This window comes from Pseudomonadota bacterium (assembly GCA_034660915.1).
Taxonomy (GTDB): domain Bacteria; phylum Desulfobacterota; class Anaeroferrophillalia; order Anaeroferrophillales; family Anaeroferrophillaceae; genus DQWO01.
Map to the genome: position 1 here is coordinate 12,731 of JAYEKE010000181.1, position 16,758 is coordinate 29,488.

General features: G+C 49.5%; 11 protein-coding genes. 4 read left to right on the forward strand and 7 right to left on the reverse strand.

What is annotated here, in order from left to right; all coding sequences use genetic code 11:
* Positions 1-98: 98 nt before the first annotated feature.
* From U9P07_10560 to U9P07_10570, 3 genes are all read left to right on the forward strand, one after another.
* On the forward strand, positions 99-1,166 hold the full coding sequence (locus tag U9P07_10560; GenBank protein ID MEA2109847.1) for a phosphotransferase family protein: 1,068 nt from the start codon (positions 99-101) through the stop codon (positions 1,164-1,166).
* Positions 1,167-1,328: 162 nt separating this feature from the next.
* Positions 1,329-2,081, forward strand: coding sequence for an SDR family oxidoreductase (locus U9P07_10565; GenBank protein MEA2109848.1), 753 nt, complete (start codon positions 1,329-1,331; stop codon positions 2,079-2,081).
* A gap of 195 nt (positions 2,082-2,276) precedes the next feature.
* A complete protein-coding gene (locus tag U9P07_10570) occupies positions 2,277-3,185 on the forward strand; it encodes a 3-hydroxyacyl-CoA dehydrogenase (GenBank protein ID MEA2109849.1) in 909 nt (302 codons plus the stop codon).
* Between the two features lie 109 nt (positions 3,186-3,294).
* Here the strand turns inward: U9P07_10570 and U9P07_10575 are convergent, their stop codons facing one another.
* From U9P07_10575 to U9P07_10590, 4 genes are all read right to left on the reverse strand, one after another.
* Positions 3,295-4,992 (reverse strand): acyl-CoA dehydrogenase, encoded by a 1,698-nt coding sequence (locus U9P07_10575; protein ID MEA2109850.1) that lies wholly within the window; start codon positions 4,990-4,992, stop codon positions 3,295-3,297.
* 127 nt (positions 4,993-5,119) lie between these two features.
* Positions 5,120-6,682: a long-chain fatty acid--CoA ligase gene (locus tag U9P07_10580; GenBank protein MEA2109851.1), complete on the reverse strand. Its 1,563-nt coding sequence runs from the start codon at positions 6,680-6,682 to the stop codon at positions 5,120-5,122.
* A gap of 21 nt (positions 6,683-6,703) precedes the next feature.
* On the reverse strand, positions 6,704-9,646 hold the full coding sequence (locus tag U9P07_10585) for an iron-containing alcohol dehydrogenase (protein ID MEA2109852.1): 2,943 nt from the start codon (positions 9,644-9,646) through the stop codon (positions 6,704-6,706).
* A gap of 27 nt (positions 9,647-9,673) precedes the next feature.
* On the reverse strand, positions 9,674-12,010 hold the full coding sequence (locus U9P07_10590; GenBank protein MEA2109853.1) for an MMPL family transporter: 2,337 nt from the start codon (positions 12,008-12,010) through the stop codon (positions 9,674-9,676).
* A 54-nt stretch (positions 12,011-12,064) separates the two neighbouring features.
* On the opposite strand from U9P07_10590, the gene U9P07_10595 reads away from it, so the two are divergent.
* Positions 12,065-12,310, forward strand: coding sequence for a hypothetical protein (locus tag U9P07_10595; protein MEA2109854.1), 246 nt, complete (start codon positions 12,065-12,067; stop codon positions 12,308-12,310).
* Here U9P07_10595 and U9P07_10600 read toward each other — a convergent pair.
* From U9P07_10600 to U9P07_10610, 3 genes are all read right to left on the reverse strand, one after another.
* Positions 12,264-13,304 (reverse strand): YCF48-related protein, encoded by a 1,041-nt coding sequence (locus U9P07_10600; protein ID MEA2109855.1) that lies wholly within the window; start codon positions 13,302-13,304, stop codon positions 12,264-12,266. The genes U9P07_10595 and U9P07_10600 overlap by 47 nt on opposite strands.
* An 84-nt stretch (positions 13,305-13,388) precedes the next feature.
* Positions 13,389-14,753 carry a DUF1329 domain-containing protein gene (locus U9P07_10605; protein MEA2109856.1) on the reverse strand — a complete coding sequence of 455 codons (1,365 nt, stop codon included), beginning with the start codon at positions 14,751-14,753 and terminating at the stop codon, positions 13,389-13,391.
* Positions 14,754-14,817: 64 nt separating this feature from the next.
* Positions 14,818-16,758 (reverse strand): DUF1302 domain-containing protein (locus U9P07_10610; GenBank protein MEA2109857.1); only part of this gene is annotated, 1,941 nt, incomplete at its 5' end.

The window sequence follows — 16,758 nt, forward strand, 5'->3', positions numbered from 1 at the left end:
TCTTTTAGGATATCAGTGTAATCTGAGGTTAAACTACACAGGAAAAATAGTAAAAGTCGCCAACGTGTACAATAAACTGATAGTGGAGGAATAAAATTATGCCGGCTATAGACAAGGCCGAAACGGTTAGAGTTGGTGAGGAAATAGATCCGGTTGCGGTAAAAACATTTCTACAGGAAAACATCGAAGATCTTAGCGGGGATATCAGCATCGCCCAGTTTCCCAGTGGCTATTCAAATCTGACCTATTTGCTTGATATGGGTGGCCGGCAAATGGTCTTGCGACGCCCTCCGGTTGGCGCCAAGGTCAAGGCTGGTCACGATATGGGACGAGAATACAATGTCTTAAAAGCCCTGCATCCGGTGTTCCCTTATTGCCCGAAGCCACTGGCCTTTACAGAGGATACATCAATCATCGGAACCCCCTTCTTTGTGATGGAGAAATTATCCGGCATTATCCTGCGCAAAGATCTGCCCCCAGAACTCTCATTTTCAAGAAAACAGGCGGCAAATCTCTGTCGAAACCTCACGGATCTGCAAGCGGATATCCATAATATTGATGTAAAAAGTGCGGGGCTCGATTTCATCGGCAAGCCGGCTGGTTATGTTCAACGCCAGGTGGAAGGGTGGAGCCGGCGCTACCGCAAGGCAAAAACCGATGACGCCCCTGATTGTGAAACCATCATGGCCTGGCTTAAGGACAAAATGCCGGCGGATACAGACCATCCCACCATTGTCCATAATGATTACAAGTTTGACAATGTGGTGTTGGATCCAGGCATACCTGAAAAAATCATTGGGGTTCTCGACTGGGAAATGACAACCTACGGTGATCCTTTGCTGGATCTCGGTAACTCGCTGGCCTATTGGGTGGAGAAAAATGATCCTGATGAAATGCTGATGATACGAACCATGCCCACCAATATGCCGGGCGCCCTGAGCCGCCTGGAAATTCTGAACCATTATGAATCGAGAACCGGTCGCAGTACGGCTCATTTTGACTTTTATTACTGTTTCGGTCTGTTCCGGTTAGCGGTTATTGCCCAACAGATCTATTATCGCTATTTTCACAAAATTACTGACAACAAACGCTTTGCTACCCTTATTTTTGCGGTCAACGCCCTTGAAAAAACTGCTCTCAAAGTTATTGAATCATCCGAATTATAACTTATCTCAACTTTCTGAGTTGAGCTAAAAACAGCTGAAAGAAATTTCCAGGGATGTTCGGCGGCCAATACCGCTATGAGCCAAGCCCGAACATCCTGCTAATATGTACCTGGCAATTTAAGTCAGAAAGTTGAGAACTTATTTTAATGGAGGAGAATAGAGATGAAAGATTTTAATCTGGAGGGAAAAACTGCGGTTATCACCGGGGCCAGCCGGGGGATCGGCCTGGCGGTTGCACAAAAACTGGCCCAATACGGGGCCCAATGTATCCTGGTAAGCCGAAAGACGGAAAGCCTGGAGCCGGCGGCGGCCGGAATCAGGGAGATGGGCTTGAAAGCCGAGGCCATGGCCTGCCACACCGGAAACCCGGAACAGATCAAGGCCTTGTATGAAAAAATTGCCGAAAAGTACGGATCTCTGGATATCCTGGTCAACAACGCTGGCACCAACCCCCATTTCGGCGAGATGATTACAGCCGATGAAAAGCTCTGGAACAAAACCCTGGATGTCAACCTTAAAGGACCATTTTTCATGATCAAAAACGCGCTTCCCTTGATAAAAAACAAAGGATCTATAGTCAATGTGGCGTCGGTAAACGCGCTGAAACCAGGAATGTTCCAGGGAGTTTACTCGGCCACCAAGGCGGCCCTGGTCAACATGACCCAGACCCTGGCCCGAGAACTGGCTCCCAAAGGAATCCGGGTCAATGCCCTGTTGCCTGGACTTACTGACACCAAATTTGCCAGTGCCATCATTTCCTCGGACAAGATCCGCAATTATGCCTTGGCTCAGATCCCCATGGACCGCTATGCAAAACCGGAAGAGATGGCCGGGGCAGTGCTCTATCTGGTCTCTGACGCGGCCTCGTTTACAACCGGTACCACGCTTGTCTGTGATGGTGGGATGTTGGCATAAATATTATTTAGTGTTCATCCGGAAACGTTCATTTCCTGATGAACGCTTTCAGCGATCAGCAGTCAGCTTTTAGTAAAATATTGAAAAAACAACGGGTTAAGCTGAGAGCTAAAGGCTGACAGCTAACAGCCTATCCGGAAACATCAATTTCCGGATGGAAACTATTTATACTATCGATTTGGATGCGGTGAACTTATGAAAAATGACGAAATAAGCAATGTATTAATCCTGGGAGCCGGAACCATGGGTCTGCAGATCGGGCTGCTCTGTGCGGTCTCGGGATTTAAGGTGATCATTTATGATCCATTTGAGCAGGCCCTTGAAGAGGCTGGATCACGGCTGAAAAAACTTGCCGGAGAGCTTGTCAGTAAAGGCCGGCTAGAGCAGGAAAAAGCAGATACCGGACTTTTACGAATAAGGTTTTCAGGCGATCCGGAAACCGCCGGCAAAGATGCCGATCTGGTCAGTGAATCCGTGCCCGAAGATCCGGTCCTGAAACAAGAGGTTTTTTCTCAATTCAACAAAATTTGCCCGGAGTACACCATTTTCACCACCAACTCCTCAACCCTGGTACCATCCATGATTGCCGAGGCCACGGGTCGATCGGACCGGTTTGCGGCCCTGCATTTCCATGACTGTTCGCTTACCAATGTGGTAGATGTCATGCCCCACCCGAAAACCTCAGCAAAAACCCTGGAAACCATTCTGGCGTTTTGCCAGGCCATTGATCAATACCCTATCGAGCTGAAAAAGGAACAGCATGGCTACGTTTTCAACACCATGCTGACCGAATTGCTGGGATCGGCCTTAAGTCTGGCCTCAAGGGAAGTGGCATCACCTGAAGATATTGATCGGGCCTGGATGGGCATCATGAAAACTGCTGTGGGTCCCTTTGGGATTATGGATTCCGTGGGTCTTGAAACCGTCTATAAAATTACCGATTACTGGGCCAGGAAAACCAATGACCCGAAACGCAAAGGTAATGCCGCCTATTTAAAAAAAATTGTGGAAAAAGGATGTCTGGGAGTCAAAACCGGCAAAGGATTTTATAAATATCCGGCACCGGCTTTCCTAAAGCCGGATTTCATGAAAGGCATCCGCTAAAACATAGGACCATTGATCGGCCAAAAGTGTTCAGAAAACAGGGGTGAATAGGGGGTACCGTCAACCCTCAAGTTCAGCAGATTTGGAAAAAACCGGAATGAAATTGAGATTACGGGTTCATCTCGTAGGTGTTGTTTAAGACTTTAACCCGATTTTGCCATACATTCTGGAAACGCTTTATATTTACCGCCGGTTTTTTAATCATTTTCAGGCACAGCTCCATCTGCTTTGCCGTACTTCCGGTTTTAGAGTAGATCTGCAGAGCATATTTGGAAAAATCTCTGATCATAAAATCGAATATCTGCTCTAAAAGATCATCCTCAAGATTCTCAATCTTGGCTTTTTCAATAATAAGCTGACCATAAACTACCAGAGTAAACAGTTCACCAAGGCTTAAAAGCAGATCAAGATCCTCGGCCTGTTCTTTAGTCGGTTTAGCAGTCAGGAGAAATTCTTTCAGCACTTCAATCTGCTCTTTGAAGATATCGACATTAGGCAGTTTGACGCTGTTATAGGCGATATTGAAATCATGGAAGCGAATTTTGCCGAGTCCTTTGGTGGGCCCCTGATTAAAGAGAAAATCATCATTAGCCGAATCGTTACGCTTAGGGATTTCCGCAAACTTATCCGGATTGAAAAAATAGTTGGCGGTAAATTTTATGATAAGCGCCATATTTACATGAACAGTCCCTTCTAGCTTGGGCAGGGCCCGGATATCATAGGTCGCATTCTCAAAATAGAGATCTTTTTCAAAACCTTTAGCCGCAATAATATCCCAGAGCAGATTAATAACCTCTTCTCCCTGGGTGGTCACTTTCATTTTGACCATCGGATTAAAGAGTAGATAGCGCCGGTCCTCTGGAGAGGCTGAGCGCATGTAGTCAATGGCTCTTGAAGCAAAAAGTTTCATCGCCGCCAGACGGCAATAGGCATCGGTAAAAAATTGTTGAATATAGGAAAAATCGGTAACAAATTTACCGTAAAGATTGCGGTTCGAGGCGTGGTTCAAGGCCTCGTAGAAAGCGTGAGAGCAAATACCGATAGAGCCAAACCCTAAGTTAAATTTACCCACATTAATGGTATTCAATGAAGAATCCCAGGCCCTGGAACCGGTAGAGAGGATATCGGCCTCGCTGACCGGATAATTATTCAAGGCATATTCCGCGACATAGCTCTGCCATTCCACGACATTTTTCACCAGATCATAATTTTCATGTTTTGGGTCGGCGACAAAAAACACATATTCATCGGTTTCAGAGTTCTTGGCAAAGGTCGAAACCAGAGCCGCCTCATTGGCATTGCCTATGTAGTACTTGCTCCCATTAGCGACATAGCCGCCTTCGGTAAGAGGAGTCAGCTTCATCTCTGATGAGTAGAGATCCGCGCCATGCTCTTTTTCGGAAAGACCGAAGGCGAAAATACCACCCTCTGCCAGCAAGGCGGCGGTTTTTTTCTTGACCGCTTCATTGTCGCCCATCCAGATCGGGCCTAAACCCAGGATTGTCACCTGCCATGTGTACCAGTATTCAATGCCATAAAAACCTAAAATCTCACTATAGTCACTATTCCTGGTAGTATCCCAGCGGGCATCCGGGTCCTGGCTGTATTGAGATGGTGTCAGCAGGGTTGCAAAAATTTTATTTTCTTTGATAAATTCGAGAAAATCCGAGTACCAGACCCGCTCATGGTAATCTTTCTTTATTTTTTCAAGACCTTTATTTTCAAAAAAATCGATAGTTTTAAGCATTATCTCCCGAGATTTTTGATCACGATGCTCGAATTTCTCTTTTTTCGGATTTAGAATCATTTTATTTCCCCTCACTTATCAATATCATTTTCATCATTCTCAACTTTTTGAGTTGCTCTAAAAAGAGTGGAAAGAAATTCACAAGGATGTTCCGGCATGGCTCTCAACGCAAGTAAGAAAGTTGAGATCATTTAAGCTCGGCTTTAAGCTCTTTTTTGAGGATTTTCCCCGTCGCACTCATCGGCAGAGAGTCCCGGATATCGACGATGCGCGGGTATTTATAGGCTGCCATTTGTTCTTTCGACCAGGCGATAATTTCTTCTGGTGTCGCCTGCTGCCCCGCTTTGAGAACTATAACTGCCTTGACTTCCTCTCCATGCTGTTCATGAGGCACGCCGATAACCGCCGCCAGGGAGATGGCCGGATGGGTCAACAGAACTTCCTCAATTTCTCGAGGATAAACATTAAATCCCCCCCTGATAACCATATCCTTAACCCGATCAACAATATAGAAGTAGCCATCTTCATCCATTTTCCCCAGGTCACCGGTATGAAACCACTTTGTACCCTTAAAGGCGGCAGCGGTCTCCTCCGGTTTATTGTAGTAACCCTTCATAACATTGTGGCCACTGATAACAACTTCACCAACGTCACCTACCGGAACCTCCTGATCATCTTCATTAAATATCTTGACTTCGATTCCCCAGATGGGAAAACCGATAGAACCAGGCTTGCAAGGTTTATGGGTTTGGTTGAAAGTGGCCACCGGACAGGTTTCGGAGAGACCATAGCCTTCAAGAATCTGCAACTGGTATTTTTGCTCGAAATCTTTGATGATTTCAACTGGCATGGCGGCCCCGCCGGAGGCTCCGAGACGCAGTGTTTTACTGATCAATTCAAAATCAAATCGGCCCTCTTTATCCTCAAAATGCAGCATCGCCCAATACATCGTCGGAACCCCGGCAAAAATCGTGGCGCCATGGTTCTGAATCGCATCAAAGACCGCTTCCGGAGTAAATTTGGCAATCGGAATAATCGTACAGCCGTTCATAAAAGAAGCATTCATCTGCACCGTCTGACCAAAAGAGTGAAAAAGAGGCAGACTGATAACATGGATATCGTTTTTATTAAGACTACAAAGATCACGACTGGCGATCGCATTCATAACCATATTGGAGTGCGACAACTCAGCCCCTTTGGGAAAACCAGTGGTACCGGAGGTATAGAGAATGACCGAGGTATCGTCGGAATTGGTGGCAACCGATTCAAACTCAGCCGTCTGCGGAGCCATCATCATGCCCAGAGTTTCGGCTCCGGCAATCGGTGAAGGTGCCGCCGGATCAGCGGTTATAAGCCAAAAATGTTCACATGAGTCGATCTCCTGGAAGGCCTTAAAACCAAACTCACCCATCGGCAGTTCCGGGGTCCCCTGAAAACAGAAAAAGGCTTTAGCATCGCAATCTTTGAGATAATAGGCGATCTCCCGGCTCTTTGACAAAACACTGATCGGCACAACCACTGCGCCGGCTTTCAAGATGGCATAGTAAACTATCGGGAAATAGGGCAGGTTGAGACAACTCAAAACAACCTTATCGCCCTTGCCGACTCCGGCCGCAGCCAGGCCATTGGCGATCTTGCAGCAAAAAGTATTGAGCTGAGAAAAAGTGATCTTCTGTTCACCAAAGATAATTGCTACTTTATCAGGCTGTTCGGATGCGCTGTAATCTAAAACTGATGCGAGGTTAAGCATGTTCTACTCCTGTAGGTTTGTTTAAATTGATGACCAGGCTTTTTCGTAAATCTCCTTAAAGTCATTCAATTTATAGAGAATTGGATTAGCACCGCAAGCAAGGTCATTGGCGGCGTGGGCGACTAACTCGGGGATATCGTCCTGGGTGATTTTGATCCGGCAGGCATCAGCCAGCGCGGTGACCGTTTTTGCTACCCCTATACTATCCATCAGAGTTTTAACCGCTTCGATAGCCTTATCAGCGGCGCTATCGACACTTAAACCAGCCGTATCAACACCCATAGCCTGAGCAATTTCCGCCAAGAGCACGGTAATCGCCGGTTTATTTTTCATCATAACATAAGGCAGCATAATCGCGTTAGCGTTACCATGAGGCATACTGTAAATTGCTCCAAGAGCGTGGGCCAGGGAGTGGGCATTGCCTAACTGAGCGCTGTTAAAGGCCAGTCCGGCGCTGTATTGGGCCTGACACATATGGTCGCGGGCTTCCATATCATCGCCATTTTCCACCGCCCGGGGCAGGTATTTAGCGATCATTTTAATGGCACTCAAGGCCAGACCTTGAGCATAGGGAGTCGTAAGGTTGGAGGTGTAGGCTTCGATGGCATGGGTCAGGGCATCCATCCCCGTCCCGGCGGTGATGTGAGGTGGCATGGACCTAGTCAGCAAGGGATCATTGACGGCTACGATAGGTAAAAGTTTAGGGTCGGCGATGGGAGCTTTGAGGTGGCGAGCGGGATCAGTGATAACCGCCGCGACCGTGGCTTCAGCCCCGGTTCCCGAGGTTGTATTGACCGCTACCAGCACCGGACTGGGCTGCCAAACCCCGAACAGTCCCATGTAATCAACAATACTTCCGGGATTATTTACCATGACACCGATAGCTTTAGCGCAGTCATGCGGACTCCCGCCGCCAAGTGAGACCAGACAATCACATTTTTCCTGACGAAAGACATTAAGACCTGCCTCAACATTGGCAACCGTAGGATTGGGCTGGGTTCCGTCATAAACGGCGTATTCGAAAAATTTAGCCTCCATGGCATCTGTAAGAATTTTAAGGATGCCGGCAGCAACCACCCCTTTGTCGGTGACAATCAAAGCTTTTTTCAGCCCCATGGCCGCCAGATTATCGGGCACCAAGATGTGGCAGCCTTCCCCCAACAAAGCAATCGGCGGAGCAAACGCCATTTTCGTTTTACCCATGATTTTAAGAATGATGCCGGTATGGTTATGAACCTCGTCAAGAATCTCATCCGGAACATCAAAGACCGAGTTATGAGGGGGCAGAGCTTCTTTGGTCATCCATTCCGGCAGGCGATCATCCTTGCTCGTAAAACCGGCCCTCCGGTTGAAATCACGCTCCATCCGCAAAACGCGGATGCCAAAGGCGGCAAAGGTATTCTCGTTAAAACCCAAACCGGTAAAAGCGCTCATGCTTGCCAGGATATATTTAACAACTTCCGGTTTATCGATAGATGCCATCCCTAAAAAGAGACAAAACCCGGTAGAATCAAAGGCAGCGGCGCTGATCTGGGCCACGGCTGAAGGTAGGAGTTGATTCTCTCCATCAAGGGGATCGGAAGTTGGTTCCAGGCCAAACAAATGATTGCCCAAAGTAAACCCGGCGGTATGATCAGCCCCCATGGTTGAGGTGGCATAGGTGACCCCCATTCCTTTCAAGGCGCGGGGATCATAAGCGGCCATCGCCTGGCCTTTGACCACCGGTGACCGATCAATCCCGTAATGTTTGGCCACGGTGGCCGTCCCGGAACCGAGCAGTCGACCTTTCTCAGTACCCTTGCCAATCTCGGACAGAAGTTCGAGAACGCCCTCGGCATCACCAAACTCAAGTTCACCAGCTTCCATCAGTACTGCCATCGTACAGCCGGTCTCCATAGTATCGGTGCCAAAATCATCATTCATTCGATCCATCATGGCGATGGCATCAAGATCGGCAATGCCGCAATTACCGCCATGGGCCCAGAGGGTTTCGTATTCCGGCTGTTTAGTGACAAAATTACCATTTTTATCATTGAAGGTACCTGAACATTTTATAATGCAACCACTATGACAGGCGTGAGTGGCCGCGCCTTTGCCGCCGCGTTCTTCTTCCAAAGCGGCCAGGGTCGTACCGTTGATGGCCCCGGCCTGGTCAAACCGGCCTTTGGAACAATTATAAGCGGGAAAACAGCCGGCCTGGTTGGTAATATCCATCAATATATCGGTGCCAAACGCCGGCAGTCCCTGGCCGGTCATTTCCGAGGCCTTAACTGTTTCCACCAGCTTACGGTTCGCCTCTTTGAATGCTTCGGGAGCAACCGGCTTACGCAGGGAACAACCCTCGGGATCGACAACTATAACTTTTATCCCCTTGGCTCCCATAACGGCGCCGACCCCACCTCGACCCGCATGTCGGGTCGGGCGAAAATCGGTATCTGTAAAAGCTATAGTGGAGTTAGCAAAACCCTGTTCACCCGCCGGACCTATACTGATCACCGCAACTTTGTTACCATGTTCAGCCTTTATTTTTTCAACCAGATCGTAGTTTCCGAGCAGCCGAAATTCATTACATAAAGAGATCTTCACCCCATTCTTGTCGATATGAATCTTGTAAAGATCATTATTTTTTCTTTCTCCTTCCAGTACCACGGCCGCATATCTCAGCCGAGCCAGATATTGAGCAGCCTGCCCCCCGGCATTGGCCTCTTTGATGCCGCCGGTTAAAGGACTTTTACAACCCACCGAAATTCGGCCGGAAGTAGTGGCGGCTGAACCGCTCATTATACCCGGTGATAAAATCAGTTTATTTTCCGGGCCCAAAGGGTCACAGGTAGGTGACACTTCTTCCCAAACCATAGTTGAAGTCAGGGCCCGTCCGCCTAAACTGGCATAACGCCCAACCGGGATGGTGGTTGCAGTAGGACCACCCATGGAACCGACATCGATCCGCAAAATATTTTCCATTTTAAGGCTCTTATGTTTTGAATTTAATCAGGAATTCTCAGCCGTGTTTTTTCCTCTAAGCAGCCAGGCCGCCAGAGCCGGCAAGACAAATACGGCCCCAAGCATATTGACCAGGAAGAGAAACGTTAAAAGTATTCCCATATCGGCCTGAAACTGCAATGGCGACCATATCCAGGTGGCAACCCCGATGGCCAGACTTAGCGCCGTAACCAGCACTCCGTTTCCGGTGATATCCAGGGTCTTCTCATAGGCTTTGCGAAACGACTCACCCCGCTTCAGGATACTATTGAAACTGGCATAAATATAGATGCCGTAATCAACCCCGACACCTACTCCCAGGGCGACAATCGGCAAGGTATTGACTTTCAAGCCAATACCCAGAATTGCCATCAGTGCATATCCCAACAGGGAAACCAGGGCCAGGGGAAGTAAAATACAGAGCGCCGCCCGAATCGAGCGAAAAGCAATCAGGCAAAAGAGAATAACGGCGCCGTAAACGTAGAGGAGAATGGGCGTTTGTGAAGCTTCAACTTCCTCATTGGTGGCCGCCATGACGCCCACGTTGTTGCCCATCAGGGCGATGTTAAGTTTGTTACTCAGATCAGGGTGTTCGTCTCGGTATTTCCTCGCTGCAGCCACAATTATAGAGATGGTTTCGGCTTTATGATCCCGGGTAAAGAGGTAGATCGGCATAACGCTGACATCGGCGTTCATCAGTCCACTCGCTGAGCTTATTCCCAGGAAACAACTGGCGATTGATGGCTGGTTGGTCGGGAGAACCCGCCAGAAGGGTGAGCCCTCGTTCCAACCGGCATTAGCATAACGCAGATACTTGGCCAGGCTGACGGTAGAGTGAACTCCCTCGATATTGGCCAAAAACCATTCAAAATCGTCGACCTCGGTCAAATTCTCATAATTAACCCCGGCATCGGCCTCGCCACCCTCAATAAAAATCGACATGACATCAACCCCGATAGCAAATTTCTTGGTGATGAAAGCGGTGTCGAGATTATAGCGTGAGTCGGGGCGCAACTCCGGTACCCCGGCCTGAGTGTCACCGATCTTTATATCACCGGCTTTCCAGGTTCCGACAAGAGCCAAAAGCAGGCACAAGCAAATAATACTGGTAGCGACAGGGCGGCTGGCGACGGCTGAAAGTTTGCCCCAGATCGGCTGCATCAGAGCCGCCTTGCGCTTCAATTTTTCCCGGTACCTTTCATCGGCGCTGATATATGAGAGGATTACCGGCAACAGGATAAGGTTGGTCAAAATAATTACCGCAACGCCGATACCGGCGGTCATCGCCATCTCCTGAATGATACGAATCTTGATCAGGAAGATGGTGGCAAAGCCGATGGTATCGGTAGCGAGGGCGGTAAGACCGGGAACCAGCAGGGAACTGAAACTGGCTTTGGCCGCCTCAAGCGGGGATTGTCCCGCAAAGAGTCCGGCGGAATTGGCACTGATCATCTGAACACCGTGGCTGACGGCGATGGCAAAAACCAGAAATGGGACCAATATCCCCATCGGATCAATGCCAAATCCTAAAAGTGGAAGCAGGCCGAGTTGCCAGATCACCGCAATCAAGGCAATTCCCAACAGAACCCCGGTTCGGCGCAGGGAGAGGGTATAGAAAAACACCAGCAGGGCGGTTACCAGAAAGGCGACACCGAAAAAGAGTACCACCCGGGTGGTACCATCGGTCATATCGCCCATAACTTTGGCAAAGCCGATAATGTGAATATCTAAGTTTTCGGTTTGATATTTTGTGCGGATATCTTCGAGGCGTTCAGCTACATTTAAGAGATCGAGTTTTTCACCGGTCTGCGGATTGATCTCCATAAGATCGGTTTTAATCAGGGCGGCGGTGAAATCTTTGGCCACGAGCCGACCTATATGGGTCGATTTAAGCAGGTTTGTGCGTACCTTCTGCAAAAATTCAGGGGTCGGCGAAAAATCTGCCGGGACCAGACTTCCCCCGGCGAAACCCTCTTCAGTAACCTCGGTGAAGCGCGCGTTCGGGGTGAAGATTGAAATTACCCGGCTGCGATCAACTCCGGGCAGAAAGAAGACCTCTTCAGTTACCTTCTGGATGGCGGTAAAAAACTCAGGAGTAAAAATGTCTCCCTTTTTGGGTGCCAAGGCTACAAGTACCTTGTTGGCGCCGCCGAAATCCTCTTGATGACGGACGTAGGTTTTCATAAACTCATGCTCCATGGGCACAAGCTTGGTGAACCCGGCATCAACCTTAAGGTGACTGGCGGAGTAGCCCATGAAGATGGTTATCAGGACAAAGGCGATAATTACAAGAGTCCGATTGCGAAAAACCAGGGACTCAGCAGCAGGAATGATATGAGATAACATATTTACCTTAATTTTCTAAGTTGATCTAAAAAAAGCTGAAAGAAATTTACAGGGATGTTCCGGCATGGCTCGCGCTCATTCTCGCCGGCCGTCCATGGCCTGCCTGTGCGTGCCGCACGCAGACAGGCCGGCTTGTGGGGCGCGCTAAAGCAATGTCCCCGCGTCCGCCGCGAATCACGTCGTGTGATTCGTTCGGCGGCCAATACCGCTATGAGCCAAGCCCGAACATCTTGTGTCGATTATTTCTATTTTACTATTCTGCAAGTTTCAGGAGCTTTGCACCCCGTTCTCCGGCTATAATAAGCGAGCCGGATTTAGTTTTTACGACAGAGGTCAAGGATATTCGATTGGGTTGTTTTAAAGTGAAGCTTTTTCCATTGTCTGTACTGGTCAGGGTGACCCCGGCCATACCGGTGACAATTATGGTGCCGTTTTTGAGTTTGACCGCATCGGTCAACAGGGCGGTAGTACCGGTCTTGATCTGACGCCAATCGTAGCCGCCGTTTTCGGAGCGAAAAATATGGCCACGCAGGCCATAGACCAGCAGGTTTTCGCCATCAAGGGGCAGGATGCCGAAGAAAGAGCCTTCGTATGGTGATGGCAACTTGTTCCAGGTGTGTCCGCTATCATCGGAGCGGAAAATAAAACCCGCTTCGGCGGCGATGTAGTAGGTTCCGGTGTCACTTCTGGCGATGCCGTTCAGGTGATAATCGAATGGCAGTGGATCTTCATCATCAAGTCCCGTATTGGCATCGGTCTTGTCTTGCTGGATAACAAATTCACTTGGCTGCCAGCTCTTGCCGCCATCCTGAGTGACCATGAATTTCGTATAGGCACCGATGGCAAAACCATAGTCGCCGGCCACGAAAACATCAAACAGTGGCCGTTCCTCTTCCGGAGCCGAGTATTGAAGTTTCCAGCTTTCGCCACCATCTTCGGTAGCAAGAATAACCGCGCCATGTCCCACCGCCCAGCCGCGCCTGTCATCCGCAAAGTAGATACCGGTAAGCATATCCAGGGTCGGAGTTTTGACCTGCCGCCAGCTGGTGCCTTCGTCATCGGAGAGAAGAATATGGCCGCGCCAGCCGACCGCGACTGTTCGTTCTCCTGCAGCTGCCAGATCAAGAATCAAGGTTTTTGCCGCCAGCGGCATCATGATTGTTGCCCGTTTACTATGATCGGGTTGAGCCGCAAAAATTAATCCGGGAGTTATGGTGCCAAAAAAAAGAGCTAAAAACAATATCCGGACTAAATATCGATGGAAATGAAAGGCTTGTTTGTTGGAAAATTCCATTTTAATCCTATAAAAAAACCCCGTCCATTCTCCTGGAGGCTGCCCTGGAGCTCTGGAGCGGGGTTTTTTGTCAAGATTTATATTTTAGCGTCTCCCGCTCCGGCGCAAAGCACTGGTTGAAAAGTTTTTGACCGGGAAGTCAACGTTAAAATTGTAAGTACTTCTCTCTTCGTTATCGAGATACATAAAGACATAGCGTCCGGCCTGGAGATCATAGTGAATATTCGAAGTACTCCATGTGCAGGGAACTTCATAGTAGTTGATGACAAATGATTCGGAAAAACGCCACAACTGATCCCGGTTGTCATACTTGTCGGTGGCGATCACGCTCCAGGAATCCTCATCCAGATAGAAGACGCGTTTTTTGTAGATATGACGAGTACCTTTTTTGAGATTGGCTTCCACCACCCATACCCGATGCAGTTCATAACGCAGGTATTCGGGGTTGTAGTGCATTGGTTTAATGATATCTTTATATTTCAGCTTGTCGCTGTGAAGCTTGTAGGAGTTGTAGGCGACGTACATTTCTTTTTTGCCCAGAAGTTTCCACTCGTAGCGTTCGGGGCTGCCGTTGTACATCTCGTAGTCATCCATTGTCCTCAGGCCGTCGGAACCAGTTCCCGGGGTATCGAAAGCAACCTGGGGAGCCCGTCGAACCCGGCGCTGACCGGTGTTGTAGGTCCAGGCTTTACGAGTCTCTTTCTTCTGGTTTAAAGTGTCATGGACAATCAGGATTCGACCGGCGACCCGGGGGGGACCTAAGAGATCCATCTTGAAAAAGAGGATGACGTTATCCATTTTCTCTTCAGTCATCCCCGGCTGGCTGTACTGCCAGCGAACCTGAGTATTTTCTGTCCCGAGGTTGTAGTTTCCGGACCTGGTTACCGGTGAGTAGACGAAAGTACGGTCGATACAGTCGCCGCGCCAGTGAACCAGGTGGTTCCAGATTGCTTCCAGACCGTTTTTCGCGATTGGGAAGGGCAGACCTTCAGCCGCGTTAACAATACCGTTGCCATCTTCAGTCAGCATTGCTGTCTGGGCCACTCTTTTGGTCGCATCGTAAATCCGCTGTGGAGCTGAGGCGCTGCGATGGGTGGGATAGACATTCAGGTAGTAATCCGGATCGGCTTTGAGCAGGGCTTTATGGCCCTCGCTAAGTTTGTCAGCGTATTTTGCCATATTGGCACTATTAATCTTAAAAAGCACCTTGTCGTCAGCAAAAGGATCCGGATGATGGTCACCGGGTTTATAGTTTGCCGGGGGTTGGGTGATGCCGCCGGTCCAAGCCGGAATCGTACCTTCAGCGTTGCCGGCCATCTCTCCGCCCATCGGAGTGAGATCTTTTCCCAGACGGGCCGCTTCATCAGCCGAAACCTTAGCTTGAACTCCAGACGCGCAGAGCATCACGGTGAACAGCAGGACAATCAAAAAGCCTATAGTTTTTCGCATATTTTTCTCCTTGAAAATATCTATAAATTAAATATAATCACACTTATTTGCAGGCTTGACCGCATTAGAAGCTGTATTTAACGTTGAGACTGATGAAATCCCGGTCATTAATCCGGTTGTAAGCATCGGCACCGAAGTAATTGGTATAGCTCAGATCAGCCGTCCAGGACGAAAGGTAGTTTGCGCCCAGGCCAAAGGTAACGGCCTTGCGGTCTTCCAGAAAAGGACCGCCCACCGGGCTGATACCGGAAACATCATGCGACCAGGCGATCCGGGGTGAAAACCCGATTGGACCGATGACGTTAAAATAGTCAAGTTTGGCCAAAATCCGATAACCCCAGGAATCCCCGTCGGCAAAATGCCTGGAAGCCTCCACGGGCTCGCCAAAGGCATCTGTCGCGTGGTCACCGCCAGGGGAGGAGGTTGCCGGACCTTCGAGACGCAATCTGCCTTTGCCCGGCATACCGCAGATATGCTCCCAGCCAACCTCACCCAGAATGACGCCGCCTCTGGAACCGAGCCATTTGAGCGGCGGCAGGACGTAGCTTAATGTGGTCTGCATCTGGACAATATCTTTTTCGATAAAGCCTTTTATCAGGCTGTCCGGAAGAGCTACTCCCAGTTGGCTTTGATTCATTTTGCCCAAGGGGGCGAAAAGGGGAGAGAGCCAGGTTTCGAGTATTTCAAGATCGTCCACCTGCAGGGGAGAGTCGGGACGCCAGGAGATTTCTCCCTGAAAACCGATATTAGCAATCTCGGTATTGAAACCGATACCGTACAACTGCAGATCTTCCTCATAGTTGGTTCGGTAATACGATCCCGCACCCTCGAGATAACTTTCAACAGCCGCTCCGCTGAAGAGCTGGCTGGCAACGGCGGCAGGATATCCCGCGGCCAGAGCATTAGTCATCGCGGTCTTCCCGGCGGCTAAAGCGGCACCAATATTCGCCATCGTTCCCGTATGGGCCTGCAGGGTGGGAATCCGGGCGTGGTAGTTCATCGCGTAAAAACTGAATTCGGTATTGTTCAGGGCCTCGGCATAATACCGCAGGGCGACGCCGCCCTGGCCGGAATTTTTCGCATGCTCGGTCCCGCCCCGGCGTCCGGGATAAAAAGTACCACCTTCAGTCACGCCAGGCACGCCAAGAGCGGCAAACATCGGCGCCTTTACCCCCCAACCGTCTACCGGAGCCTCTCCCCCGTCCGGATACTGACCGAAACCAAGCATCAGTTTATAGCCTCCCTGGCCGACATAATCAGCACTGCTGAAGTAGGTTCCGGGAGAATCAAGCTTGGTTTCTTCCCAGTCGTACTCGTAAAAAGCTTCGATGGTGAAATTATCGGTCGGGTTGATAGTTGCCCAGATTATGCCTTCCGGAGTCAGGGCTTCCTTAAGTTCGGCTCCCGGAACCCGGAGTTTGGAAACGTCAACGGAGTTGATCGTGTTGATGCTGTTCTGGATGAAGGTCGATTCCCCCCAGCTTACCACCTGCTCACCAACGCGGAGCTGAAACGGCATCCCGGCAACTTCACGACTGATCCAGAGATAACAATCGAGAAGATCAATGTCACTGCCCACCGCGTCCTTGGCATCAGAACTCAGATGAGTCCGCTCCCGATCCTGGTGATCGTTTTCATAATCATAAAAGGCCGAACCCCGAACAAAAGCGCCAAACCAGCCGGCATCAATATCGAGATCGGAGGTTATCTTGAGGGCATTGCCGATAAGCCCCTTGTCGTAGTTCAGGTTGCCGTCGTCGTAGTTGCACGAGTGCTTGTTGCCGCCGTTGGCGATCCCGATGATATCATCATCCCGACTCTGGACCCGCCACTGCAGACCATAGGAGACGGTCGAATCAAGCTGGATTCTGACCGCGTCATTTTCGTAAACTTCAAATGCCCGGGCCGGCGGGCTGAACCACAGCACCCCTGCAAATATCATGATCAAACAACTGATCATGGACTTATAAAATACACCACTTCCTGATTGGTCTTGCTTCATAAC